The sequence below is a fragment of the Arenibacter nanhaiticus genome (genome assembly GCF_900141935.1).
Taxonomy (GTDB): domain Bacteria; phylum Bacteroidota; class Bacteroidia; order Flavobacteriales; family Flavobacteriaceae; genus Arenibacter; species Arenibacter nanhaiticus.
Window position 1 is genome coordinate 274,016 of record NZ_FQYX01000001.1, and the last position, 23,303, is coordinate 297,318.

Annotated in this window: 20 protein-coding genes, 2 tRNA genes and 1 pseudogene; 15 read left to right on the forward strand and 8 right to left on the reverse strand. The window is 42.1% G+C overall.

Annotated features, from left to right (window positions below; genetic code table 11):
- The first annotated feature begins 5 nt into the window (after positions 1-5).
- The 6 genes from BUA16_RS01170 to BUA16_RS01195 all read left to right on the forward strand — a co-directional run bounded on the left by BUA16_RS01170 (position 6) and on the right by BUA16_RS01195 (position 5,799).
- Entirely contained in the window at positions 6-1,133 is a 1,128-nt protein-coding gene (locus tag BUA16_RS01170; protein WP_072762802.1) for a metal ABC transporter permease, read from the forward strand.
- Positions 1,126-2,286 carry a metal ABC transporter permease gene (locus tag BUA16_RS01175; protein WP_072762803.1) on the forward strand — a complete coding sequence of 387 codons (1,161 nt, stop codon included), beginning with the start codon at positions 1,126-1,128 and terminating at the stop codon, positions 2,284-2,286. The genes BUA16_RS01170 and BUA16_RS01175 overlap by 8 nt, the downstream gene beginning before the upstream one ends.
- Positions 2,287-2,364: 78 nt before the next feature.
- The gene (locus BUA16_RS01180; RefSeq protein WP_072762804.1) at positions 2,365-4,398 is read left to right on the forward strand and encodes a S9 family peptidase; all 2,034 of its coding nucleotides are present in this window, start codon (positions 2,365-2,367) and stop codon (positions 4,396-4,398) included.
- Between the two features lie 94 nt (positions 4,399-4,492).
- Entirely contained in the window at positions 4,493-4,921 is a 429-nt protein-coding gene (locus tag BUA16_RS01185; RefSeq protein WP_072762805.1) for a hypothetical protein, read from the forward strand.
- Between the two features lie 41 nt (positions 4,922-4,962).
- Positions 4,963-5,373 (forward strand): DUF2141 domain-containing protein, encoded by a 411-nt coding sequence (locus BUA16_RS01190; RefSeq protein ID WP_072762806.1) that lies wholly within the window; start codon positions 4,963-4,965, stop codon positions 5,371-5,373.
- A gap of 39 nt (positions 5,374-5,412) precedes the next feature.
- The gene (locus BUA16_RS01195) at positions 5,413-5,799 is read left to right on the forward strand and encodes a DUF423 domain-containing protein (RefSeq protein ID WP_072762807.1); all 387 of its coding nucleotides are present in this window, start codon (positions 5,413-5,415) and stop codon (positions 5,797-5,799) included.
- 228 nt (positions 5,800-6,027) lie between these two features.
- Here the strand turns inward: BUA16_RS01195 and BUA16_RS01200 are convergent.
- The 5 genes and pseudogenes from BUA16_RS01200 to BUA16_RS01220 form a co-directional block, all read right to left on the reverse strand.
- A pseudogene (locus tag BUA16_RS01200) lies at positions 6,028-6,384 on the reverse strand (helix-turn-helix domain-containing protein).
- A gap of 2 nt (positions 6,385-6,386) precedes the next feature.
- Positions 6,387-6,680: a type II toxin-antitoxin system HigB family toxin gene (locus tag BUA16_RS01205; protein ID WP_072762808.1), complete on the reverse strand. Its 294-nt coding sequence runs from the start codon at positions 6,678-6,680 to the stop codon at positions 6,387-6,389.
- A 556-nt stretch (positions 6,681-7,236) separates the two neighbouring features.
- Complete coding sequence (feoB, locus tag BUA16_RS01210) at positions 7,237-9,474, reverse strand: ferrous iron transport protein B (protein ID WP_072762809.1); 2,238 nt, start codon at positions 9,472-9,474, stop codon at positions 7,237-7,239.
- Positions 9,471-9,716, reverse strand: a complete 246-nt coding sequence (locus BUA16_RS01215) for a FeoA family protein (RefSeq protein WP_072762810.1) — start codon at positions 9,714-9,716, stop codon at positions 9,471-9,473. Before BUA16_RS01215 ends, feoB begins: the two co-directional genes overlap by 4 nt.
- 117 nt (positions 9,717-9,833) lie before the next feature.
- A complete protein-coding gene (locus tag BUA16_RS01220; RefSeq protein WP_072762811.1) occupies positions 9,834-10,511 on the reverse strand; it encodes an SCO family protein in 678 nt (225 codons plus the stop codon).
- 163 nt (positions 10,512-10,674) lie between these two features.
- Between BUA16_RS01220 and rseP the strand changes: the two genes are divergently transcribed.
- From rseP to BUA16_RS01245, 5 genes are all read left to right on the forward strand, one after another.
- Positions 10,675-11,991, forward strand: coding sequence for an RIP metalloprotease RseP (gene rseP, locus BUA16_RS01225; RefSeq protein ID WP_072762812.1), 1,317 nt, complete (start codon positions 10,675-10,677; stop codon positions 11,989-11,991).
- 103 nt (positions 11,992-12,094) lie between these two features.
- Positions 12,095-12,168: transfer RNA gene (locus BUA16_RS01230), tRNA-Asn, on the forward strand.
- Between the two features lie 249 nt (positions 12,169-12,417).
- Positions 12,418-12,491, forward strand: a tRNA-Asn gene (locus tag BUA16_RS01235).
- 559 nt (positions 12,492-13,050) lie between these two features.
- Positions 13,051-15,114, forward strand: coding sequence for an amino acid carrier protein (locus BUA16_RS01240; protein ID WP_245795495.1), 2,064 nt, complete (start codon positions 13,051-13,053; stop codon positions 15,112-15,114).
- A gap of 476 nt (positions 15,115-15,590) precedes the next feature.
- Positions 15,591-16,763, forward strand: coding sequence for a dicarboxylate/amino acid:cation symporter (locus tag BUA16_RS01245; protein WP_072762814.1), 1,173 nt, complete (start codon positions 15,591-15,593; stop codon positions 16,761-16,763).
- 4 nt (positions 16,764-16,767) lie between these two features.
- Here BUA16_RS01245 and BUA16_RS01250 read toward each other — a convergent pair whose 3' ends face one another.
- The 3 genes from BUA16_RS01250 to BUA16_RS01260 all read right to left on the reverse strand — a co-directional run bounded on the left by BUA16_RS01250 (position 16,768) and on the right by BUA16_RS01260 (position 19,934).
- Entirely contained in the window at positions 16,768-17,220 is a 453-nt protein-coding gene (locus tag BUA16_RS01250; protein WP_072762815.1) for a hypothetical protein, read from the reverse strand.
- Complete coding sequence (locus tag BUA16_RS01255) at positions 17,214-17,774, reverse strand: hypothetical protein (RefSeq protein ID WP_084668380.1); 561 nt, start codon at positions 17,772-17,774, stop codon at positions 17,214-17,216. The genes BUA16_RS01250 and BUA16_RS01255 overlap by 7 nt, the downstream gene beginning before the upstream one ends.
- A 573-nt stretch (positions 17,775-18,347) precedes the next feature.
- Positions 18,348-19,934: an FMN-binding glutamate synthase family protein gene (locus BUA16_RS01260; RefSeq protein ID WP_072762816.1), complete on the reverse strand. Its 1,587-nt coding sequence runs from the start codon at positions 19,932-19,934 to the stop codon at positions 18,348-18,350.
- Positions 19,935-20,210: 276 nt separating this feature from the next.
- On the opposite strand from BUA16_RS01260, the gene BUA16_RS01265 reads away from it, so the two are divergent.
- From BUA16_RS01265 to BUA16_RS01280, 4 genes are all read left to right on the forward strand, one after another.
- Complete coding sequence (locus tag BUA16_RS01265; protein WP_072762817.1) at positions 20,211-20,705, forward strand: GbsR/MarR family transcriptional regulator; 495 nt, start codon at positions 20,211-20,213, stop codon at positions 20,703-20,705.
- A 134-nt stretch (positions 20,706-20,839) separates the two neighbouring features.
- Positions 20,840-21,646, forward strand: a complete 807-nt coding sequence (locus BUA16_RS01270) for an META domain-containing protein (RefSeq protein WP_072762818.1) — start codon at positions 20,840-20,842, stop codon at positions 21,644-21,646.
- A 119-nt stretch (positions 21,647-21,765) separates the two neighbouring features.
- Positions 21,766-22,023 carry an SDR family NAD(P)-dependent oxidoreductase gene (locus tag BUA16_RS18895; RefSeq protein WP_072762819.1) on the forward strand — a complete coding sequence of 86 codons (258 nt, stop codon included), beginning with the start codon at positions 21,766-21,768 and terminating at the stop codon, positions 22,021-22,023.
- 757 nt (positions 22,024-22,780) lie between these two features.
- On the forward strand, positions 22,781-23,266 hold the full coding sequence (locus BUA16_RS01280) for a GbsR/MarR family transcriptional regulator (protein WP_072762820.1): 486 nt from the start codon (positions 22,781-22,783) through the stop codon (positions 23,264-23,266).
- Positions 23,267-23,303 lie beyond the last annotated feature (37 nt).

Sequence of the window (23,303 nt, forward strand, 5' to 3'; positions counted from 1 at the left end):
AGCCTATGTCTGTACAGGAATATTTTTCGTTAGTATTTACCGACTATACCCTGCGTACCATTACCTTGGGGACTGCCATTCTCGGGATAGTTTGCGGGATGTTGGGGAGCTTCGCCGTGCTTAGGAAACAAAGTCTGCTAGGGGATGCTATTTCCCATGCCGCCCTGCCAGGGATTGTCATAGCCTTTCTAATTACCGGGGCAAAAAATAGCAACACCCTATTGGTAGGGGCTTTGATAAGCGGATTGATAGGGACGTTTTGGATCAAGGGAATCATCACAAAAACCCATTTAAAATCGGACACTGCCCTAGGGCTTATCCTTTCCTTGTTTTTTGGGTTTGGGATGTTGTTGCTCACTTTTGTTCAAAAAATGCCCAATGCCCAACAGGCCGGATTGGACAAATACCTCTTTGGGCAGGCCGCGACCTTGGTAGAAAGCGACGTATGGTTAATGGGGGGGGTAATGCTTATTGCCCTCGTAGTATTGGTGGTCTTTTGGAAAGAATTTAAACTGCAGCATTTTGATGCCGATTACACAAAATCGCTAGGATTCAATACCCGGTTTTTAGATGTGGTCATGACTGCCTTGATCGTATTGTCTATCGTTATAGGTTTACAGACCGTAGGGGTAGTGCTTATGAGTGCCATGTTATTGGCGCCGGCGGCCGCTGCACGGCAATGGACCAACAATTTAGCCGTCATGATATTCCTGGCGGCGGTATTTGGGGCCTTTTCCGGGATCTTCGGAACTGCTATAAGTGCTACTTCCAACAACCTGTCTACAGGTCCGGTGATTGTTTTGATCGCTGCTTTTTTTGTGGTAATATCCTTTATTTTTTCACCGGGAAGAGGCCTGTTATTTAAACAAATCAGGCATTGGAAAAACCGAAACGACCTTCAGCTGCACAAAACCTTGTATTTTATGTATGAGATCGCCAAAACCCACCAGGATATTTCCCATCCCCACGCGGTTAAGATTTTAAATAATTTTCAAGGCTATACCAAGAACTCCCTAAAAAGCCTTGCCGATAGGGAATACATTACCGTCGATGGTGCCATGTGGTCCTTAACTCCAAAAGGGTATGAAAAAGCCATTAATTTATATAACCAACAAGACAATTTAAATGACTAGCGCTCAAATAGAAATACAACTTATAGCGTGTATCGTTGCCATAGCCTGTGCTATTCCCGGGACCTTTTTGGTACTCCGTAAAATGGCCATGATCAGTGATGCCATTAGTCATTCTATCCTTCCCGGAATCGTGATCGGTTTTTTTCTGACCGAGGATTTAAACTCTCCTTGGTTGATATTATTGGCAGCGCTGAGCGGAATTATCACCGTTGTGATGGTAGAATACATTCAGAAAACGGGATTGGTGAAGGAAGATACCGCCATTGGGCTGGTTTTTCCGGCCCTCTTTAGTATCGGGGTCATCCTGATCGCTAAAAATGCCGGGGATGTACATTTAGATGTCGATGCCGTTTTGTTGGGGGAGTTGGCCTTTGCTCCTTTTGATCGGTTGTTGATTGGCGGAACGGATGTAGGTCCTAAATCGCTTTGGGTAATCGGGACCATTTTGCTCCTTACCCTAGGCCTATTGATTGCTTTTTTCAAGGAGCTTAAGATCAGTACTTTTGACAAGCAATTGGCAGCGACTCTGGGGTTTTCGCCGGTTTTAATGCATTATGGCCTTATGAGCATCGCTTCCGTGACCACGGTCGGGGCCTTTGATGCCGTAGGGGCCATATTGGTGGTGGCCTTAATGATTGCACCCCCTGCCATGGCGTATTTGTTGATAAAGGACCTTAAAAAAATGCTCGTTTTGGCTTGCATTTTTGGCGTCATTGCGGCCCTTGCAGGCTATTGGATGGCACATTGGTTGGACGCCTCTATAGCAGGCTCCATAACCACGGTATTGGGAATGTTGTTTTTGGCAGTCTACCTATTCGCACCGAATAGTGGGCTGATCTCTGTCTTACATCGTCAAAAACGTCAAAAAATAGAAGTGCATTTACTGACGTTTTTGCTTCACTTGCAAAATCATCGGGAAAAATCGGAACGACATATCAATCACCTAAACGAGCATATCAATTGGCATAAGGTTAGGGCCACCTCCGTAGTAAACCTGGCTTTAAAGAATAATATGATTACCATTGACGACCATATTATTTCCCTGACCGAGAAGGGAAAAATATTTACTACCGAGGCTATTAATTATATTATTACCAATAAAAGTGCTGCCATTGAAGATATGAAAGAGCGATTCTTTTTGTTTAGGGGATAATAGTTTTTTTTAAAAGAAATTAGCCATTATTTTTGGGTTGATCTTTTGTGATCTTTATCACCTTATAAATATATTGGCATGTCATGTAGGTTTTTGTTATTTCTTTTAATTCCCTTGTTAAGCCTTTCCCAGACGCAGGAAAAGGTATTTTCTTATTTAGATGTATTTGATCTGGAATACGTATCGGACCCTCAAATATCTCCCCAGGGCGATTGGATCGTATATCGCAGGATGGGATTTGATATTATGGAGGATAAGGCCGTGGGCAATTTATGGATGATAAAACCCGACGGCTCCCAACATCAAAAAATTACCGCTCGCGAGGTGAGCGAATCCCAGGCCATTTGGTCTCCCCAGGGCGATCGGTTGGCGTTTATCAGCGCTACCGGGGAAGGGGCCGAAATATATATCTATTGGGTAGCTTCTGGAAAGCTGGCCAAAATTTCACAACTTCCATTTAGTCCGGCTTCCCTAAGATGGTCGCCCCAAGGCACAGCCTTGGCCTTTACCATGAATGTAGAAAAGGAGGCTCCTGTAGCGGCAAAAATGCCCAAAAAACCAAAGGGGGCAAAGTGGGCCCCGGCACCAAGAATTACCGATAGAGTCTATCACGAAGGCGATGGACGAGGATATATAAATCCTGGTTTCGACCATGTTTTTGTGATTCCCGCTGATGGGGGTGCAGTGCGTCAACTTACCAGTGGCGATTATCACCATAGGGGATCCTTGTCTTGGTCCGTAGACGGGCAGGAGATCTTTTTTACGGCCAATAGACATGAAGACTGGGAGTACGATTTTAGAAATAGCGAACTCTATTCCGTGAATGTAACTTCCCAAGTCATAAAACAGCTGACCGATAGACCGGGACCTGACAAAAATCCTTCGGCCTCGCCCAACGGAAAGTATATTGCATATTTGGGCTATGAAGATAAGGTACAGGCCTATCAGCTGACCCGCTTACAGCTGATGGATGTTGATGGAAACAACAAAAGGGTGCTTTCTCAAGAACTAGACAGGGATATCAGCAATATTATTTGGGCCGCCGATAGCAAAGGGCTCTACTTTTCCTATGACGAATATGGAAACAGTAAAATTGGCTATATTTCCTTGACAGGAAAGGTGCAGAAAGTTTCCGATAATATGGGGGGGACCACCTTAGGGCGTCCCTATGCCAGCGGCTCTTTTAGCGTGTCCGATAAGGGAAGCATTGCCTTTACCCAAACAACGCCACAATATCCCTCAGAATTGGCCGTTATAGCTCCAAAGGCCAAACAGCCTTCAAAAATTACAGATCTTAACGGGGCCCTACTAGGATTTAGAACCTTGGGAGAGGTCAAGGAAGTATGGTACACCTCCTCGGTAGATCAGCGAAAATTACAAGGTTGGGTAGTGTATCCTCCGAAGTATGACCCTACCAAAAAGTATCCTTTCTTGGTAGAGAACCACGGGGGGCCTATTTTGAATTATGGAGATCGATTTTCGGCAGAGATGCAGCTTTTCGCCGCCGCTGGATATGTTGTTTTTTATCCTAACCCTAGAGGCAGTACTAGCTATGGAGAGGAATTTGGGAACCTGTTGTACCACAATTACCCTGGAGAAGATTATAACGATGTCATGGACGGGGTAGACCATTGTATAGCCATGGGGATCGCCCAAGAAGACCAATTGTTCGTTACCGGCGGTAGTGCCGGGGGCATTATGTCTACATGGATGATAGGAAAAAATAATAGGTTTAAGGCCGCAGCAGTGATAAAACCTGTGATCAATTGGATCAGTAAGACCTTGGTAGCCGATAATTATTTTGGGTATGCCCATGCTAGATTACCGGGGCAACCTTGGGAAAACTTTGAGGAGTACTGGAAATTTTCGCCCCTATCCTTGGTAGGGAATATAGAGACCCCTACCATGGTGATGGTCGGAATGGACGATTTAAGGACGCCTCCTAGTGAAGCCAAGCAATTGTACCATGCTTTAAAGCTGCGAAAAATAGAAACCATACTGATCGAAATTCCAGAAGCAAGCCACGGGATTGCCAGTAGACCCAGCAACCTGATCACCAAAGTGGCGAACATTTTAGCTTGGTTCGAAAAATATAATACGCCCAGGCAATAGTAGTATTAAATGAGCAATACCGAAAACTGCTCGCAAAAACGAATTCAGCGATGCGAATTACATAGGGCGGTTAAAAAACAATAAATAGTTCTAAATGAAACCGAATAAAAAAAGACCGTGGTTGCTCAATATCCTTATTGTGGTAACCCTATTGGTGGTTGGCTTGGCCTATACGGCACATGTTAAAAACTGGACCAAGATCGAGAAAGATTCTTTTCAGATCTTGTCCGGAATTTATTTTTTGAAGATTCCCTTTGCGGAATTGGATAGTATAAGCATGGTTAAAAAGATCCCTTCCATGGAGCGCATCAACGGATTTTCGGTCAAGGAAACAGAGAAGGGAGTGTTTAAGGACAGTATAGGAGAGAAGAAGGTGTATGTATATGTAGACAAACTTTCCCAGCCTAAAATAAGGGTGGTGTACCAAGATTCTTTACAATTGTTCCTCAATTTTTCGGACAGTACGGAAACAAAAGCTACCTATGATTTTTTAGAACAAAAAATTAATCTGGCCAAGGAGTAAATCGGTTTTATATTTGCAAATCAAATAGTTATTATAAAGCCATGAAACAATTATTGCTACTTTTTCTATTCTTGCCAATGGTCGGGATGTCTCAATACAAGCTCTCCGTAGAAGTGCAGGGGGTGCCTTCGGACAAAGGCAAGGTCAGTGTTGCCGTATATAATGAGGCGAACGGATTTTTAAAATTCGACAAGGTTTTTAAGACAGACAGTACGCTTGCCAAAGAGAATATGACCAAGGTGGTTATAGACGATTTGCCAGACGGGGAATATGCCATAGCGGTTTTCCACGACGAAAATGGCAATGATACCCTGGACACCAATTGGTTGGGCATTCCCAAGGAAGCTGTAGGTTTTTCGAAGGCTAAAATGAAAACCTTTGGTCCCCCCGGCTTTAAAGATTGTGCCTTTGAGGTGCACGGAGACATGAATATAAAAGTTTGGTTTAATTAGCCTGCTTCCTTTCCTTATATTTATCCCTAAAAAATATATATGGTTCTTTTGGCACAGTTTATCGGCGCACTTTATGGTTTATTGGCAGTAATTTTTGGTGCCTTTGGCGCCCATGCGTTAAAAAAGATCATGAGCGAAGAGCAGTTAAAAAGTTTCGAAACCGGCGTAAAATATCAAATGTACCACGCTGTAGTGTTGTTGGTTTTAGGGTTTAATTTTAACTTGGAAACCTCTTTGGAACGCAGTATGGTTTATTGTTTTATCATAGGGGTGTTCTTGTTTTCCTTTAGTATTTACGGACTTTGTTTAAGTGCTGCCAAAGGAAAAAAGTTACGGTTTTTAGGCCCTATTACGCCATTGGGCGGACTCTTATTAGTGATCGGATGGGGGCTGTTGCTATATTCCTTTATCCAAAATATAGTCTAAGAAGTCGTACTTCCCTGAGGAAGATTGGCTGTTTTTAGACATTGTTAATTCGTTAGTGTTTACTGTAAAAGTTTTGGGCGTTTCCCTAACGGGTCGGGCTCTTCGCTATATCCCTTGCTCCGCTGCGGGGATGCCGCTGCGATCCCTAACGCACGAAATGACTCAATCTGCCAAGAAAGAGATAAGGTAGGATGTGTAAAGACTAAAGTGTAGCTGTTACTTATATTTTTAATACTCTTGAACTAAAACTTCAGTCGGAATATGTAGGGTTGTGTTCAGTTTTCTAATGATATCCAAAGTCAGTTTGCGTTTTTTACTTAGAATTTCACTGACTCTACTTTTATATCCTACAACGGCTACCAGATCTTTTTGTTTCATGCCTAATTGTTCCATTCGGAATTTAATGGCCTCAATAGGGTCAGGCATGGCCATGGGAAACTGTTCGTTTTCGTAGCGGTCAATCAGAATGGAAAGAATTTCTAATTCATCGCCATGTTCAGATCCTTTTTAAGCATCAAAAATTATCTCAAGGCGGTCCAGAGCGTTTTGATAGTCTTCTTCGTTTCTAATGGGTTTTATGTTTATGATTAGATGTTGTTTGAATCTATTTTATCGTATTCGGCATGAGTACCAATAAAACGTATCCAACATATTTGGTATTCAAAGTTGAATGTTACAATCAAATGATAATTATTGCCTTTTATGTTATAAACTATTCGATTGTCTTTTAGAATACTTGCGCTTGGATACTCACTTTTTAATTCATTGATGTTATTCCAATTAGATTTTTCGGTTTCTCTGAACCATGATTTTAGTTGCTGTTCGCAATCAGCATGTTTTACCCAAAAATCTCGTAAAATTCGTCTAGCGATTACTCTCACATCACAATTCTTTCACTCAAAGACACCAAATAGTTACCAATATGGTAACAAACATTCTTTAACACTGTCGTTAGAGTAAGATATAGTATTAAAAAATCGGTTGTAGTCAAGGCCAACGCACGAGCTGGCCACCCACGGCAAATGCAATTCGTTGTATTTGAGGAGTGATCCTCTTTTTTCTTTTCTCTCTTCTCTTTTTTCTATTTTCACAGAATCCCGCGTTAGGGATTGCAGCGGCATCCTTTTTTGGAGGGCCAGGGGCCTTTAAAAAAGATATAGCGGAAAGCGCGACCCGTTAGGGGAACGCCCAACATAAACAAAGGGGCATCGTTCACCACGATGGGGAGAACGGTCTATGGGCCAAGAAAATGGGCAAGGTTGTGGTTGTTCCTAATAGTAAACTAGGAACAACCGCAATTGCCGTCGCCACAATTCTTGTTATTATTCTTTTTCTTACCAGCAAAGAGGGATTTGGGCAAGAAGAATTTCTTGGTGATGTATCCTACAGCCAGGGCCAAGGTAATATAGACTAGAATATGTTGAATAATGTTCATCATTACTTTAATAGTTGATACGCTATTAATGCTACAATATACGCAAATAGACTCATAAATACTAGTTGGGCGGCTGGCCATTTCCATGTGCCCGTCTCGCGTTTTACAATGGCTAAAGTACTCATGCACTGCATTGCAAAGGCATAGAACAGCAATAGGGAAATACCGGAAGCCAAGTTAAATAATGGCCTTTTGGTGACCGAATCTATTTCGGCGCCCATTCTGTTTTTAATGGTTTCTTCCTCGTCGCTACCCACACTGTAAATGGTCGCTAAGGTACCTACAAACACCTCTCTAGCAGCAAAGGAGGTTAGCACGGCAATACCAATTTTCCAATCGTATCCCAAGGGGCGTACAATAGGTTCTATGGCCTTGCCCATATATCCCATATAGGAGTTCTCTAATTTATGGCCCGCTATTTCCTGATTTTTGGCCTTTTCGAACAAAACTTCCTTCTTTAAGGAAAGGGAATCTTGAAGGGCCTGGGGAGTAATAGCATAGGTGTTTTGTTGTATGCTGTCTTGTAGGGCTGCTTTATAGGCCGTAAGGTTTTTGGCTATATTGTTATTGTTATAGTCGGTAAAACCTTCTGTTTTAATCCTGTTCTCTACAATGGTCTCGGCATTTTCAAAGTCGTCTGCATAGCCGTTAGAGCCCATGAACCATAGGATAATAGAAAAAGCCAAAATTATTTTACCAGCACCCAGTACAAAACTTTTAGTCTTTTCCCAAACGGTATAGACCACATTCTTTAGTAGGGGAAGTTTGTAATTGGGCATTTCCATCACAAAAAAGGACTTCCCTTTAATTTTCATGATTTTATTGAGGATCATTGCCGAAACAATCGCTGCCCCAAAGCCAATAAGGTACAGGAACATAAGGGTCAGTGCCTGATAGCTGAGTCCCAAGAACCGGCCTTCGGGAATGACCAGGGCAATAATAATCAGGTACACCGGCAAACGGGCAGAACAGGTGGTAAAGGGAGTGACCAATATGGTAATAAGGCGTTCCTTCCAGTTTTCAATGGTCCTGGTAGCCATAATGGCCGGAATAGCACAGGCGGTACCAGAGATCAAAGGCACCACACTCTTACCGCTCAATCCAAATGGGCGCATTAAACGGTCCATTAAGAATACCACTCTACTCATATAGCCCGACTCTTCCAAGAGGGCAATAAAGAGGAATAAAAAGGCAATTTGAGGGATAAAAATTATGACTCCCCCAATACCGGCGAGGATTCCCTCGGCGATTAGATCCGTGAAGACTCCAGGGGGCAGTGTATCTTTTACCCATTCACTGGCAGCGGCAAAAGACTCGTCTATGAAATCCATTGGGTAGCTGCTCCAATCGTAGATGGCTTGGAAAATAGTGAGCAAAATCACAAAAAAGATCAGGTACCCAAATACCTTATGGGTCAAAATCTTATCCAAACTGGCCCTTAGGCCTTTGGCAGCATTGATATCGACCTTATAGGCCTGTTTTAAGATGCCGTTTATAAACTGATATCGCAGGATGGTTTCCTTTTGCTGTAAGCGCTTTAATTCTGGTTTGGACTTGGTGGCAAAATCGGACGGAATCTTGATAGGGGTCTTCTCTATGGGCATAAAGTTGACGTCCTGGGTAATGACCAGCCACAACTTGTATAAATCTTCTTTAGGAAAAGTGTCCCTTAGTTTGTTAAAATAGGCCGGAGCAATCACGGTGGTATCGATTACCGGCCCTACAGAAAGGTTTTTATAATCGGCAATAAGCTCTTTTATACGCTCTATACCCGTGCCTTTTCTGGTACTCACCAAGGCTATTTTGGTATCTAGTTTTTCTTCTAGGAGGTCTATGTCCAGGGAAATTCCGGTTCTGCTCATCCTATCGGCCATATTGATGACCAGGATGGTAGGGATTTTAAGGTCCTTTATTTGTGTAAACAGTAAAAGGTTACGCTTTAGGTTCTCTACATCGCTAATGACTACGGCAACATCCGGATAGTCCTTGTCGTTCTTGTTCAGCAATAATTCTACCGCCACACTTTCGTCCAAGGAGGTAGTGTTAAGGCTATACGTCCCCGGCAAATCCAGGATATGGGCCTTTACGCCCCTTGGTAGTTTGCAAACGCCTTCTTTTTTCTCTACGGTGATCCCAGGGTAGTTGCCCACCTTTTGTTTTAAGCCAGTAAGTTGATTAAAAACGGAGGTTTTACCAGTGTTGGGGTTGCCTATTAATGCAACCTTGATCTGTTTACTCATAGTAAGGGAGAATCTTCAATGATTTCTAACTCTATTAATTCTGCCATGGCACGCCTAATGGCGATGTGCGATCCATTGACATTAATATAAATGGGGTCCTTTAAGGGGGCTACCTGAACCAATTCTATTTCATTGCCAGGCAAACATCCCATTTCCATTAGTTTTATGGGAAGTATTCCTTCGGCAAATTCTTTGATGATTCCCCTTTGCCCTCGTTTTAAATGTGCTACGGTTGTAATCAATTTTTATTTAGATTGATTTTAATTAAGCACAAAAATAAGTAAAAAGCGGCAGTAAAGGGGGAAAATAAATTAAAGAATTCTTAAAATTTATCCATTTATGTGGAATTTATTGGGGTTTTATTTTTTCTGGTAAGACGATTTCAGGATTTCCAAGTCTTCCAACAATTTTTCCATATCCTCGGATTTTGTACCGTCATAAAAACCTCTGATTCTTCTTTCCTTATCGACCAGAATAAAGTTCTCGGTATGGATCATATCGTAGGGACCGCCATCGCCATCGGTTTTAACGGCCATATAGGATTTTCTGGCCATTTCGTAGAGTTCTTTTTTATCGCCGGTGACCAAGTTCCATTTGTGGTCCAAGACGCCTTTTTCCAGGGCGTATTTTTTTAATTGGGGTACAGAATCAATATCTGGGGTAACCGTGTGCGAAAGCAGCATCACCTCCTCATCATTTAAGATCTTTTGTTGGATGTCTGCCATGTTTTTGGTCATAATTGGGCAAATGGTAGGGCAGGTGGTAAAGAAAAAATCGGCTATATATATCTTGCCCTCATAATCTGCCTGGGTAATCTGTTTTCCGTTCTGGTTTAGAAAGGAAAAATCGGCCACGGTATGGTATTTCTTAATGTGCTGCATGGTGGTGTCTACCAATTCAAAGTTTACCATAGCTGGTTGGTAGATCGGTAATATTTTCTGGGGCTGTAGGGCGTGATAGAACAAAAAAACGATGATGGAAGAAACAATAAAAAGGGCTATCCCCCTAGATTTTAATTTACTAAAATAAGAAAGCATGTTTTTTTTACAAAGGTAGACTACACGGTACGACATTTCAAGGAAAAGGGGGGTGTTTTGCTGCTAATTGTTTCTTAAAAATTAGTACGCTTTCATAGTTTCTTTTTTTAAGACTTTCTAAAAATGTACTTTTGTTTGTTTTATAAAATTAAACAGCGATTTAATGACAGTAGCAATTCAGATAGTACAGTTTGTACTTATCATATCCATTTTGGTCATTCTTCACGAATTGGGCCATTTTCTTCCAGCAAAATATTTTAAGACCAAAGTAGAGAAGTTCTATTTGTTTTTCGATGTAAAGTTTTCACTTTTCAAAAAGAAAATAGGCGATACCGAATACGGTATCGGGTGGTTGCCTTTGGGCGGTTATGTAAAGATCTCGGGAATGATAGACGAGAGCATGGATACCGAACAGATGAAACAAGAGCCCCAACCATGGGAGTTCCGTTCCAAACCGGCGTGGCAGCGTTTAATTATAATGACCGGTGGGGTTATTGTAAACTTTTTGTTGGCATGGGGAATTTATACGGTGCTATTGTTTAGCAATGGGGACAGTTATATTCCGTCCGATAACTTAAAATATGGGATCGTGGTAGATTCTATTGGTGAGCAATTGGGACTGAAGACCGGAGACCAGATTTTGGCGGTCGATGATAAAAAGACCAAAAAATTTACCGATGCCAAGTTAGATATCATCCTTGGAGACAAGATTACGGTAAATAGAGATGGAGAACAATTAACCTTTCCATTATCGGATGAGGGGAAAGAAACTGTCTTTTCTACTTTGGGCAAGAATTTCCTAGGGTACAGGTCCAAGGCTAAAATAGCTTCGGTAGTAGATACTATGGCAGCCAAAAAGGCCGGAATATTGGTGGGCGATGAAATTTTGAACGTCAATGGTAAGGAAGTAATCTATTGGGACCAGTTTACCAAAATCATCAAGGCATCGCCTAATAAATCCTTGGCGCTTCAGGTACAACGTGAAGGAAGCATTAAGGAATTGCAATTACAAGTGCCAGAAGAGGGCGTTATCGGGGTATTACCAGATACGGAAGACCTATGGGTTACCGATGAGTACGGCTTTTTTGCGGCCATCCCGGCAGGGTATAATAGAACAATACAGGTACTTACCGATCAGATACGACAGTTTAAGGTAATCTTTAATACCAAAACTGGCGCCTATAAGCAGGTGAAAGGCCCTATTGGAATCGTAGAACTGATGCCAGAAACTTGGAACTGGTTGTTCTTCTGGAACTTTATGGCGATGTTCTCGGTATGGTTGGCATTTTTAAATATTCTACCGATTCCGGCCTTGGATGGTGGCCATGTGATGTTTTTGTTATACGAGATGATTTCGGGGCGTAAACCAAGCGAAAAAGTGTTGGAAACAGGGCAAATTATTGGTTTTGTGATCCTTATGGGGCTAATGGCTGTGGTGTTTGGGAACGATATCTGGAATATTGTGAAGCGATTTATTTAGGCCTGGAAACAAAAACCGATATTTTTTAAAAAACTTTCGGTTTTTGTTTGGGGAATCTAAAAAAGCTTCTATCTTTGCACCCGCTAAGGCAATATAATAACACTCCTCCTTAGCTCAGTTGGTTAGAGCATCTGACTGTTAATCAGAGGGTCCTTGGTTCGAGCCCAAGAGGGGGAGCAGCTTTACAGAGAGCTACACGAAAGTGTAGCTCTTTTTTTTTGCCTATTTGTCATGGCGTAACGCAGGGGCGCATGGCAATCTGTAGAAAAGGAACTCTAATTAAATGGTTCCCATGGTGCGTCACTATCTCGGCGAAATTCCACTTTAAAAAAAATTAACAACAATAAGGCGTAAAATTATTTTGGATTCGATTGGTAGTTTTAAAATTCCTATTATATTTGCAGCCGCTAAGGCAAATAATAACACTCCTCCTTAGCTCAGTTGGTTAGAGCATCTGACTGTTAATCAGAGGGTCCTTGGTTCGAGCCCAAGAGGGGGAGCATAGCAACGAAAAGCCACTCATTTGAGTGGCTTTTTTCATTTTGAAAATCTTGGGCGAGAAGTTTACCCTGTGCGTGGTCGAAGGGAGCCCAAGAGGGGGGAGCAGTTTAACAAAGAGGTACACGAAAGTGGAGCTCTTTTTATTTGCCTAATGGTCATAGCAAGCGAAACGCAGTGGCACGTGGCAATCTTTTCCTGTTATTGTCGGTGGAATCACGGTAAACTACTAAGTCTTTGTTATCTGCCCATTCCTCCCTTACATCACTTCCGAGAATTATATCGCCTCCTATTTCCTTGGCTATTATAATCGTAGCTGGTCCTTAAATATTGGGTAGAGAAGGAGGGTGTCTTGACTAAAAAATTAAGGGGTAAACACCCTGCTTTCACAGCCGTTTTTGCTAGGGATCTCCTAGAGAAATATGTCCAATCCCTTGGGAAGCCTTATTCTTATCGTTAAATTGGGGATTTTTAAATTTAAAACGAAAAAGAAAAAGATATTTGATGTTCAAAACAAGACTTTTCCCCACTTTATTAATCTCTTTATTTACTACTATCGTTATGGCACAGGACCGGGTTAGCTCAGTCAGCCAATTGGTAGTAGATATCGCTCTTACCAATCCATCCAAGGAAATCAACAACGGAATAGCGGAGGTAAAGGTTACAGGGGGCAAAGCACCTTATAAGTACAAATGGAGTGATCCCCAGACGGCATTGGACGCAAATAGCGCTACCGGATTGATAGAAGGTATGGAACATGCCGTTAGTATCACGGATGCGGATGGGAATACCATTTCTAAAACATTTACTATTCCGGCAAAATCCATCACGGAGATATTTAATAGCAACGTACAGCCGGCAGTAGACTATTTGGGCGCTATTTTGTTTTGGGACCCCTTTGAGGCTATAGGAGTTTATGACCCGGTGGTTTATAGTGATAAAAGCACGGTAATGGTCCCTTTAGAGGAAGCTGCCAATAAAAATTATACCTTGGAACAATGGTTGGTGGTTGAAGGGGAGACCGTAGAAAAAGGGCAGAAAGTGGCTCTTCTGAAGGGTGATAATGATGATGAAATACTTGTGGTTGCCACCGCAGAAGGAAGTTTAAAGCACCTAGTAAAGGAAGGGACTCTTATTGCTGATACTAGAGATGGACTTTCCATGAGTGCTATTCAGATAGCTGAGATACAATATGAGACGCCGCGACCATTATATTACCCTAATGGGGATATAAAAACCACTACGATTCCCTTCATCGTCATCTGGTTAATTCTAGGAAGTATATTCTTTACATTTCGACTAAAGTTTATTAATATAAGAGGGTTTTTACACTCCATAGATTTGGCAAAAGGGAAATATGACGACCCCAATGCTCCTGGTACGATAACGCATTTTCAAGCGATGGCAACCGCTACATCGGCAACCGTAGGCTTAGGTAATATTGCAGGGGTGGCCGTAGCGATCTCCCTAGGAGGGGCAGGGGCAACATTTTGGATGTTTACCGCCGGATTCTTTGCGATGTCCCTAAAGTTTGCAGAATGTACCTTGGGGGTAAAATATCGTTTTATCGATGAGGAGGGGCGGATTTTTGGCGGACCGATGAATTATTTGCGCTATGGATTGGAAAAACGAAACTATAAAAAGCTCGGGAAATTTCTTGCGGCGCTTTTTGCTATGTTGGGAATCGGTGCTTCTTTTGGCGGGGGCAATATGCTGCAATCCAACCAAGCATTTAAAATAGTATCCGAACAGCTTCCTTTTTTACAAGAACACGGTTTTTGGTTTGGAGTTGGGTTTGCCTTCCTAGTGGGGATGGTCATCATTGGCGGTATAAAAAGTATTGCCAAGGTTACGGAGAAAGTAGTGCCATTTATGGCAATCCTATATGTGTTGGGCTGTTTGGTGGTCATAGGGACGAATATAGAAAATATTGGATGGGCATTACGTTCTATTATTGATGGGGCCTTTTCTGCCCAAGCCTTAAAAGGTGGATTTATTGGGGTGTTGATCATAGGGTTGCAACGAGCAGCCTTTTCCAGTGAGGCGGGGGTTGGTTCCGCAGCAATTGCCCATAGCGCCTCAAAGACCAACAATCCCATCGCTGATGGGTTTACCTCCTTGGTAGAACCTTTTATAGATACGATGTTAGTGTGTTCCATGACGGCTTTGGTGTTGATTTTTACAGGGAAGCACGAAGTATACGGCCTGGGAGGGGTAGAGCTCACCTCCGATGCATTTGGAAGCGTGGTTTCTTGGTTCCCTATGGTGCTAGCCGTGGCGGTATTGTTGTTTGCATTTTCTACGATGGTATCTTGGTCTTATTACGGAATGCGTTCGTGGACCTACTTATTTGGCCGTAGCAAAAAATTGGAGATGGTATATAAAGTGCTGTATTTGGTATTTGTGGTATTAGGGGCTTCTGTAAGCCTTGGGGCTGTATTGAGCTTTGCAGATATGATGATCCTAGCCATGTCATTTCCCAATATTATTGGACTCTATATTCTGTCGCCCGAGATAAGTGCCGATATGAAGGTATACTGGGAAAAACTGAAACAAGGAAAACTCTATGTCAATCCTAAATTCCGCGAAAAACAAGAAGTGCTTAGTGAGAGTGTTACAGAGTAATTAATAATATTTAAAAAGTAGCGGTAGCACCTTAAAAATCTATCTCTTCTCATACAGCAGAAATCTTTACAAAGAGTTACACGAAAGTGTAGCTCTTTTTTTTTCTATTGGTCATTGCCTGCGAAACGCAGTGAAGCGTGGTAATCTGTCTAGCAATCTGTACTAGAATGAACCCTCATTACGAGGGGTGCATGGCAATCTGTCCCTTTTCAATGGCAATACAAAAGTGTTAAATTTTAGAATAGTAATATTTTAGGAACAATTTCTGTATGATAGAATGTATCTTAGCGAACTTACTTAGTAAGAAGGGATTTTAAAAAGTAAAACATCGCTTTAACTCGTAATAGAGGACATTTAGGTGTTTTGGTGGTAGCAGAGTAGGGGCCAATAGGGCCTTTTACCTTGACGGCCCTCTCGGAAAAGCGGAAAAAGCTACTTTTTAAACTCTTTTTCAAATTATATCGCATAAATTACAAATGAAACGTCTTTTTTCAAACCTACTATTTAAAGTCTTTTTAGCCATTGTTTTGGGAATCATTTTTGGACTCGTTTTGCCAGAATCGGTGAGCAGGGTATTTGCCACCTTTAACGCGTTCTTTGGCCAATTTCTAAACTTCTCCATTCCGTTGATTATTATGGGGCTTATTATGCCCGCGATATCAGATCTTGGCAAGGGAGCGGGAAAGCTGTTGTTGTTAACCGCTGCTATAGCCTACGGGTCTACACTTTTTTCTGGATTTATGACCTACTTTACGGCCTCCGAAATTTTCCCGGCCCTCTTGGAGTCGCATGCCAATAATGCCGCTGCCATAGCCGATTCTGGCAAAGAACTTCTGCCTTATTTTAGTATCAATATTCCACCTGCTATCGATGTGATGACGGCCTTGGTACTGGCTTTCGTGATTGGTTTGGGATTATCTTATCAAGAGAAATCGTCCTTAGGAAATATGGTAAAAGATTTTCAGCTCATTATCATGCAGCTAATCGAAAAGGTCATCGTACCGCTTTTGCCGTTTTATATTTTAGGAATTTTTGCCAGTATGGCCTATAACGGAACAGTTTTTTCGGTACTATCGGTCTTTGTCACCATCATAGGGGTCATTTTTGCCCTACATGTCTTATTGTTGTTGTTGCAATACAGTATCGCCGGATTGCTTACGAAAAAGAATCCCGTGCGTTTGTTGGCCACTATGATGCCGGCCTATTTTACGGCTTTGGGAACACAGTCCTCGGCAGCAACCATCCCGGTAACCTTAGAGCAGACATTAAAGAACGGGGTATCCGATAAAATATCTGGATTTGTAGTGCCGCTTTGTGCTACCATTCACCTTTCGGGTAGTATTATGAAAATTACCGCCTGTGCCATGGCATTAATGATTTTACAGGGCATTCCCTTTACCTTTACCTTGTTTGCCGGATTTATCTTGATGCTTGGAGTTGCGATGATAGCGGCACCTGGGGTTCCTGGGGGAGCGATTATGGCCGCTGTAGGGATATTGCAATCCATGTTAGGCTTCGATGCGGAGATGCAAGGGCTTATGATTGCCTTGTATATTGCTATGGATAGTTTTGGTACGGCTTGTAATGTCACCGGCGATGGTGCCATTGCCCTAGTGGTGAATAGGCTTACCAAATCGGTACCCGCCTAAATCACTATTTTTTGCGGTAGTTTATGGGCGTGTATCGACGCAGGTATACCTTGGCGTAGGCAATTTTCCGTTTGCGGGTAATTTTGTGAACAGCGAAGGTCACTAGGAACGAAATGCAGCCTGCCGTGCCCAAGGCACCGCCATACCCCTCAAAATAACTACTGGCATAAAGGAAGAAAAGCGAGAATACCATTCCCGTAATCCCTATAAATCGGTAACTCGATACGATCTTGGACGAGGCCATCCCAATAAAAGTACCCCCAAAGAATAGAAGGGGAATGTTTTGGGTAAGGTGTGGCGATAGTAGTTTGGGGAAAAGATAAAAAAATCCGGCTACCACTAAGCTAAGCATGGCAGAAGCCCTCACCGGGCCTTGGTTTAACTTGTTGCTGAGGACAAAAGCCAATACGGCCCCCAGGGTGCCAGAGAGAATAAGGATACTATTTTCTACTACCATTCTATTAGCATATACATTACAAAAGCGGCTAGGCTTACGCCCCCAAAGGCGATGCTGCCCAGTTTGCCGCTAACCCCCTGAAAAACATTCCTGGTCATTACTAAAACAAGTCCCGATAGTATTCCCGCTACGATAATAAACACATAGTCTGCCGCAATGCTTTTGTGAGACATGCCTACAAAACAGCCACAATAAATGGCCGCGGGGGACAACTGCAAAAGACGGCTCTTTTTGTTTATGGAAGGAAGAAAAGAAGCGATAGTCCCTACCATAGCGGCGGCCAAAACAGGGCCTGGAGACCAATAAAGCTGTATGGAATAAGTAAGTACTGCCCCTAAGACCACTAAGGCGGCCGTAGATAGATCGGTTATAAGGGCTTTTCTATGAAATATCGGAAGCTTGGGGTGGGCCAGAATGGTAAAAAAGAGAATAATAAATAGGATACAGAGGACAGTATGGATGGTTGTCCTATCCATAAAAATGGCCGAAATAAACAAAGCATGTACCACTGCTAGTAAAGAAAAAGGGAGTATACGGGTAATCGTTGCTTTCAAAACAGTCCTATTCGGCGGTTGGCCTTTTAAAATGAAGCACAAAAGTATTTTATTTTAAAAGCTTCAACCACGAGATTGCCCTTTTTAACAGTACTTTCTTAAAGCGAAAATTTACATTCTGGATATCGAATATTTTTTTTGGGCGTTCCCTCCTGCGTCGGGCGGGCCCTTGGCTATATCCCTTGCTTCGCTGCGGGGATGCCGCCGCGGTCCCTAACGCGAATTTAATGTAACAATGAATCAATGAGAAAATGTCGTAATTAAGGGGAAGGCTAATAGGAATTGGGAACCATGATTTCAAGAGAGGATATTAGGGCTCTGAAAATGAGCCTATGTAACAATTAAACAATTTGTAAATGTTACAAGGCAGTTCCCAGATGAATGTTGACCGATTACTCGTATATGACCAAACCTTCATTGGTAGGAGCCATAACAAAGTGCATTGCTAATTTACTGAGCCTTAATATTTGTTGCGTTATATAGTTGGTAAAAGTCATATTAGGGGGCAAATCCCCCGATCTGGCGGGGGAGATACTGTTCACCGTTTATTGTTTCCTGTATTTACTTTGTGTATTACATGATTCTGGTTAGCTGATAGAATCGCTGATAACTATCGGGGATAGTGGCCGTATGCAGTAAGGAGCCTTCTTTTATATAAGGATAAATCTCGTCATAGGTCTTTACATTATACATGCCTACCCTTTTGCTAATATGGTTACGGGTCAGTTCGTGTGGACCATTGAGTCCGGCAGCGGCGACCAGCTCCAGGAAACTGTGGATGGTAGCTTCGTGGTAATTTTTCACCCTAGGCGCTTTATCTTCTACCACAAGGCCTTTTACCAGTGATTTCTTTTGCGTGGCCACTCCAACTGGGCAATCATTGGTATTACATTTTAAGGCTTGGATACAGCCAACGGACAACATGATGGCCCTGGCACTATTACAACCGTCTGCGCCCAGGGCAATGGCCCTGGCCATATGGAAACCGCTGATGATCTTCCCGGCCACAATAACTTTTATCTCATCTCTAAGTCCAAACCCTACCAAGGTATCGTGGACAAAAATCAGTCCTTCTCTCAGCGGCATTCCCATACTGTTGGAGAATTCTACCGGTGCGGCACCGGTACCGCCTTCACCGCCGTCTACGGTAATAAAATCGGGGCGGATTCCTGTGTGGATCATAGCCTCACAAAAATCCATGAATTCCTGTTTACGGCCGATGCACAGTTTAAAGCCAATAGGTTTTCCATCGGACAGTTCCCGCAGTTTGTGAATAAAGTACATGAATTGTATTGGGTTGGAAAAAGCGGAGTGCGACGGTGGGGAATGCACCGCGATATGGGGTTTTATATGTCTGATCTTGGCAATTTCCTCGGTATTTTTAGTCGCCGGTAAAATTCCCCCATGTCCGGGCTTGGCTCCCTGGGACAATTTTATTTCTATCATTTTTACCTGTGGGCGTAGGGCATTTTCCCTAAAAGTGGTGGGGTTAAAGGTGCCGTCATCGTTTCTACAGCCAAAATACCCGGTTCCTATCTGCCATATCAAATCCCCGCCGTGCTCTAAATGGTAATCGCTAATGCCGCCCTCCCCGGTATTATGGGCAAAGTTTCCCATTTTCGCCCCTTTGTTCATCGCCAGAATGGCGTTCTTGCTCAAGGAGCCAAAACTCATCGCAGAAATATTCAGGAGACTCGAAGAATACGGTTGCTTACAATCTTTGCCGCCAATGACCAAACGCGGGAACTTACCAATTTCCTTGGGATTGTTTTTGGCGTACATAGAGTGTTCCATCCATTCGTATCCCGAATGGTAGATATCCATTTGGGTACCAAAGGGCTCGGTGTCCGTGGTGCCTTTGGCCCTGCGATATACCAAAGACCTTAAAATTCGGTTCAATGGCCTTCCTTGGGTATCGGTCTCTACAAAGTATTGCATTATTTCCGGACGGATAGACTCTAATACATACCTAAATCGGCCAATTAAAGGGAAGTTTCGCCGTATGGTATGTTTCTTCTGAAAAATATCAAAAAGCCCCATGAAGACCAAAGGCCCTGCCAATAAGAAGCCCCATAAAATAGGGGACCAAAAGAAAGCAATACCCGTAATGACCACTAGGGTTAGTGCCGAGATTACTAGAAACTTTTCACGTACTTGCATACTATCGATAGTTTGTTATATTTTTATTGTAAATAGCGTCACAATGTACCAAATAAAACAATATGCTCCCAATTTAAAAATCATAGGGGGTATAATCGAATGGGTGAGGGACTGATAAAGGAGAGCCCTAACTTTTAGTACCATGTTGGGTGGCTTATTGGTTTTCTACAACATTTTTAAGATAAGTTCAGACATGAAACATCTATTTAAAACAGGGAAGTTGCGTATGTTTGTACTACAAATTTTTACTACTTTTTTTAAAAACGAAGTGCCATAATGAATAATGTATCAGACGATAAAAAACAACTTATAGAAGAAATAGGTCTTGCCATGGAAGAGCGAATGGGAATATCGCCCTTGGCCGCCAGAATCTATGCCTTATTGATACTATCGTCCTCTTATGGTGGGCTAACCTTCGAGGAAATAAGAGAGATTATTGGCGCTAGTAAGAGTTCTACCTCGATAAATATAAACGTGCTTTTACAGCTGAAACATATAGAGTACTACACCAAACCTGGGGATAGAAAAAGATATTTTAAGGGGTCTAAGTACTTCCAGATAAATTTTTTAAAACAGCACGAAGAATCCATAGGGAGTGAAATTGGTCTGATTGATAAGATCATAGCCTTTAATGAAGTGCATTATCCCGAAAAGTTTAACCACGAGAAGTCACTCGGAAAGATTATTCAAAAATACTTAAAAGCACACCAAGAACTCATTAGGAATACCCTTGTGGAACTAGACGAGTATAAAGAAAACGAAGAGGTGTAACAGGCATAATTTCAGTAAATTATGCGTTGGTAAAGAATATTTAAGGAAACTTTGCATTTTTTTTGGTTCGTAACATTGTGAACAAAACAGTATTTTTGTTTGTAGAAAAATTCTAAACTAAAGTAACAAGAGATATGAAAACACAATTCGCTACTTTTATACTGCTGGCCATTACTGCCGTGAGTTGTAATTCTGCTAAACAGCTAATCCAAGAAGAAGTATTTTCCAAGGAAGCAATCACCGATACCAAATGGGTATTGACGGTTCTTGAGGGGGCTACAGTAGGGGCCAACCAAAATGGAGAAGAACTTCACTTTGTACTGAATAGCAAAGACAATACCATAAATGGTTTTTTTGGTTGCAATATCGTAAATGGTTCTTATGTTTTGCAACCTGGAAACAGAATTCGGTTCGAAAAATTGGCCGTGACGCGTATGGCGTGTCCAGATGCTAAAGTAAATGAATCCGAAGTGCTCAAGGTTTTGGAAATGGTAGATAACTACACTTTGAATGGTGATGCCATCATGTTGAGTGTGGGGAGAAGAGCGCCATTGGCAATTTTTACTAAAAAGACAATCCCAACCAACGAAATCACCGAAAAATATTGGAAACTAAAGACGCTAGAAGGGAAAGACGTGGTAATGGCCGAAAACCAGGAGAAAGAAATCTTTTTTAGGCTAAACGGGGCAGAAAACAGGGTTGCTGGTTTCGCAGGCTGTAATTCTTTTGGGGGGACATTTACTTTGGAAGAAGGAAACCGTATTCGCTTTTCAAATGTAATGACAACCATGATGGCATGTCCGGATGTGGATTTTAACGAGTCAGAATTTTTACAAATATTTGAATTGGCCGATAACTATACTATTCACGGAGATACCTTGATGCTGAATGTGGGAAGAAGGGCTCCTTTAGCTGTTTTTGAAGCAGTTTATATGGAATAGCCCTAGGCAATAGGGCTAACATAGGTATGGGCCTATCAAAAAAACGCATTAGAGGTTTTATAAATACCTAAATAAGATTCAAGAGTAGGTTTTTTACATACTACTTTAAGACCTTTTCTATGAATACTTCTAAATTTTTTGACTTAAATGGGGAAACAGCCATCGTAACCTGTGGTGGCAACGGAATCGGAAAGGCAAGTTGTAAAATACTGGCCGCTTACGGAGCCCAAGTGGTGGTTTCCGATTTCAATATGGAAGCAGCACAACAGGCCGCTCAAGAAATTGTGGCAGAAGACGGAAAAGCAATTGCCATAGATTGCGACGCTCCCAAAGATGAGGCGCCGGCAAACCTGGTAGATAAAACCATCGCGGCTTAAGGGCAAATAAACATATTGGTCAATAATATTGGCGGGGGTGGTGCCGGGAGGGAAAACCCGAGTCATATAGAAATGTCGTAGTTTAAAAAAGTTTTTGAAATGAATGTCTTTAGTTTGTGGCGATTATGTCAGTTGGTAGCACTGTGAATGGCGGTGGAGAACAGGCCCTGGATTAAAGATTCTAGTGATACATATTTTAAAAAGCAGTTGCCGACGGCAACTGCTTTTTTTGTTGTGTGCCGTGGACCTGTTTAATTAACTATCATAATTTTAAAACTGTAATTGTTCTTTAATTAGCATAAGTCATATCGCCCGGTAGTCCCGCACTTTGGCGTGGGAGGTGCTATTCACCGATCACTGCTTTCACTGTTCACCGATTCATGCCCACTGCCCCCTGATTTCAGCGTTAGGGATTGCAGCGGCATCCTTTTTTAGAGGTCCAAAAGGCCTTTAAAAAAGATACAGCAAAAAGCCCGACCCGATAGGGGAACGCCCAACACCCCAATGTCATATTATATAATAGCCAACTTATTATTGCGGCAAAAACCGTCTGGCTTTCGAAAGAGTACTCCGTATAATTCCTACTTATTTCGATGTAGCACTATAGCGTTCTCCTTATTTAAACCTGTCTTAAACCCCATATTATCTACCTATTTGCCTTATTTAAAAGTGCATAATTTCTTTTAACAAATATTTAAATATTATTGGTTCGTATCGTTCCGAACTAACCGTATATTTGCATCCAAATTAAAAAGTAATGCAGGACAAATACGAGGAAAAAAGAATACTGATCGAGGAAATGGGGGTGGCCCTAGAGGAGCGGGCAGATCTGACACCTCTGGCTGCAAGAATCTACGCTGCGCTGATTCTGTCCTGTTATGAAGGGTTGTTGTTTGAAGAGATTATAGCGATTACCCAAGCTAGTAAAAGCTCTGTGTCTAATAACCTAAACATATTAGTGCAACTTCACTATGTGGAGTACTATACCAGGCCGGGCGATCGGAAACGTCATTTTAGAACAACGAAATATTATGTAAGAAATGCCATGGAGCAGTATGAGAAACTGATAGAAAGGGAATTGGATATGGTTAAAAAGATCAATGCCTATAATAAGGAATACAATCCCCAAAAGTTTAAAAATGAAAATTCGGTTGGAATCTTATTTCAAGAATATTTGACCGAACAGCGAGAAAAGATTAAGACCACTATAGAAGGAGTCAAAAATTTTCAAAAGCAATCTTAAGTACCCCATTATTATGAAAGGAGCATAAATTGTTCAC

What these genes read in the sequence shown, in the direction of transcription:
- BUA16_RS01170 (WP_072762802.1), top strand. Translation starts at nt 6, where the DNA reads ATGTCTGTACAGGAATATTTTTCGTTAGTATTTACCGACTATACCCTG.
- BUA16_RS01175 (WP_072762803.1), top strand. Translation starts at nt 1,126, where the DNA reads ATGACTAGCGCTCAAATAGAAATACAACTTATAGCGTGTATCGTTGCC.
- BUA16_RS01180 (WP_072762804.1), top strand. Translation starts at nt 2,365, where the DNA reads ATGTCATGTAGGTTTTTGTTATTTCTTTTAATTCCCTTGTTAAGCCTT.
- BUA16_RS01185 (WP_072762805.1), top strand. Translation starts at nt 4,493, where the DNA reads ATGAAACCGAATAAAAAAAGACCGTGGTTGCTCAATATCCTTATTGTG.
- BUA16_RS01190 (WP_072762806.1), top strand. Translation starts at nt 4,963, where the DNA reads ATGAAACAATTATTGCTACTTTTTCTATTCTTGCCAATGGTCGGGATG.
- BUA16_RS01195 (WP_072762807.1), top strand. Translation starts at nt 5,413, where the DNA reads ATGGTTCTTTTGGCACAGTTTATCGGCGCACTTTATGGTTTATTGGCA.
- feoB (WP_072762809.1), bottom strand. Translation starts at nt 9,474, where the DNA reads ATGAGTAAACAGATCAAGGTTGCATTAATAGGCAACCCCAACACTGGT.
- BUA16_RS01220 (WP_072762811.1), bottom strand. Translation starts at nt 10,511, where the DNA reads ATGCTTTCTTATTTTAGTAAATTAAAATCTAGGGGGATAGCCCTTTTT.
- rseP (WP_072762812.1), top strand. Translation starts at nt 10,675, where the DNA reads ATGACAGTAGCAATTCAGATAGTACAGTTTGTACTTATCATATCCATT.
- BUA16_RS01240 (WP_245795495.1), top strand. Translation starts at nt 13,051, where the DNA reads ATGGCACAGGACCGGGTTAGCTCAGTCAGCCAATTGGTAGTAGATATC.
- BUA16_RS01245 (WP_072762814.1), top strand. Translation starts at nt 15,591, where the DNA reads ATGAAACGTCTTTTTTCAAACCTACTATTTAAAGTCTTTTTAGCCATT.
- BUA16_RS01250 (WP_072762815.1), bottom strand. Translation starts at nt 17,220, where the DNA reads ATGGTAGTAGAAAATAGTATCCTTATTCTCTCTGGCACCCTGGGGGCC.
- BUA16_RS01260 (WP_072762816.1), bottom strand. Translation starts at nt 19,934, where the DNA reads ATGCAAGTACGTGAAAAGTTTCTAGTAATCTCGGCACTAACCCTAGTG.
- BUA16_RS01265 (WP_072762817.1), top strand. Translation starts at nt 20,211, where the DNA reads ATGAATAATGTATCAGACGATAAAAAACAACTTATAGAAGAAATAGGT.
- BUA16_RS01270 (WP_072762818.1), top strand. Translation starts at nt 20,840, where the DNA reads ATGAAAACACAATTCGCTACTTTTATACTGCTGGCCATTACTGCCGTG.
- BUA16_RS18895 (WP_072762819.1), top strand. Translation starts at nt 21,766, where the DNA reads ATGAATACTTCTAAATTTTTTGACTTAAATGGGGAAACAGCCATCGTA.
- BUA16_RS01280 (WP_072762820.1), top strand. Translation starts at nt 22,781, where the DNA reads ATGCAGGACAAATACGAGGAAAAAAGAATACTGATCGAGGAAATGGGG.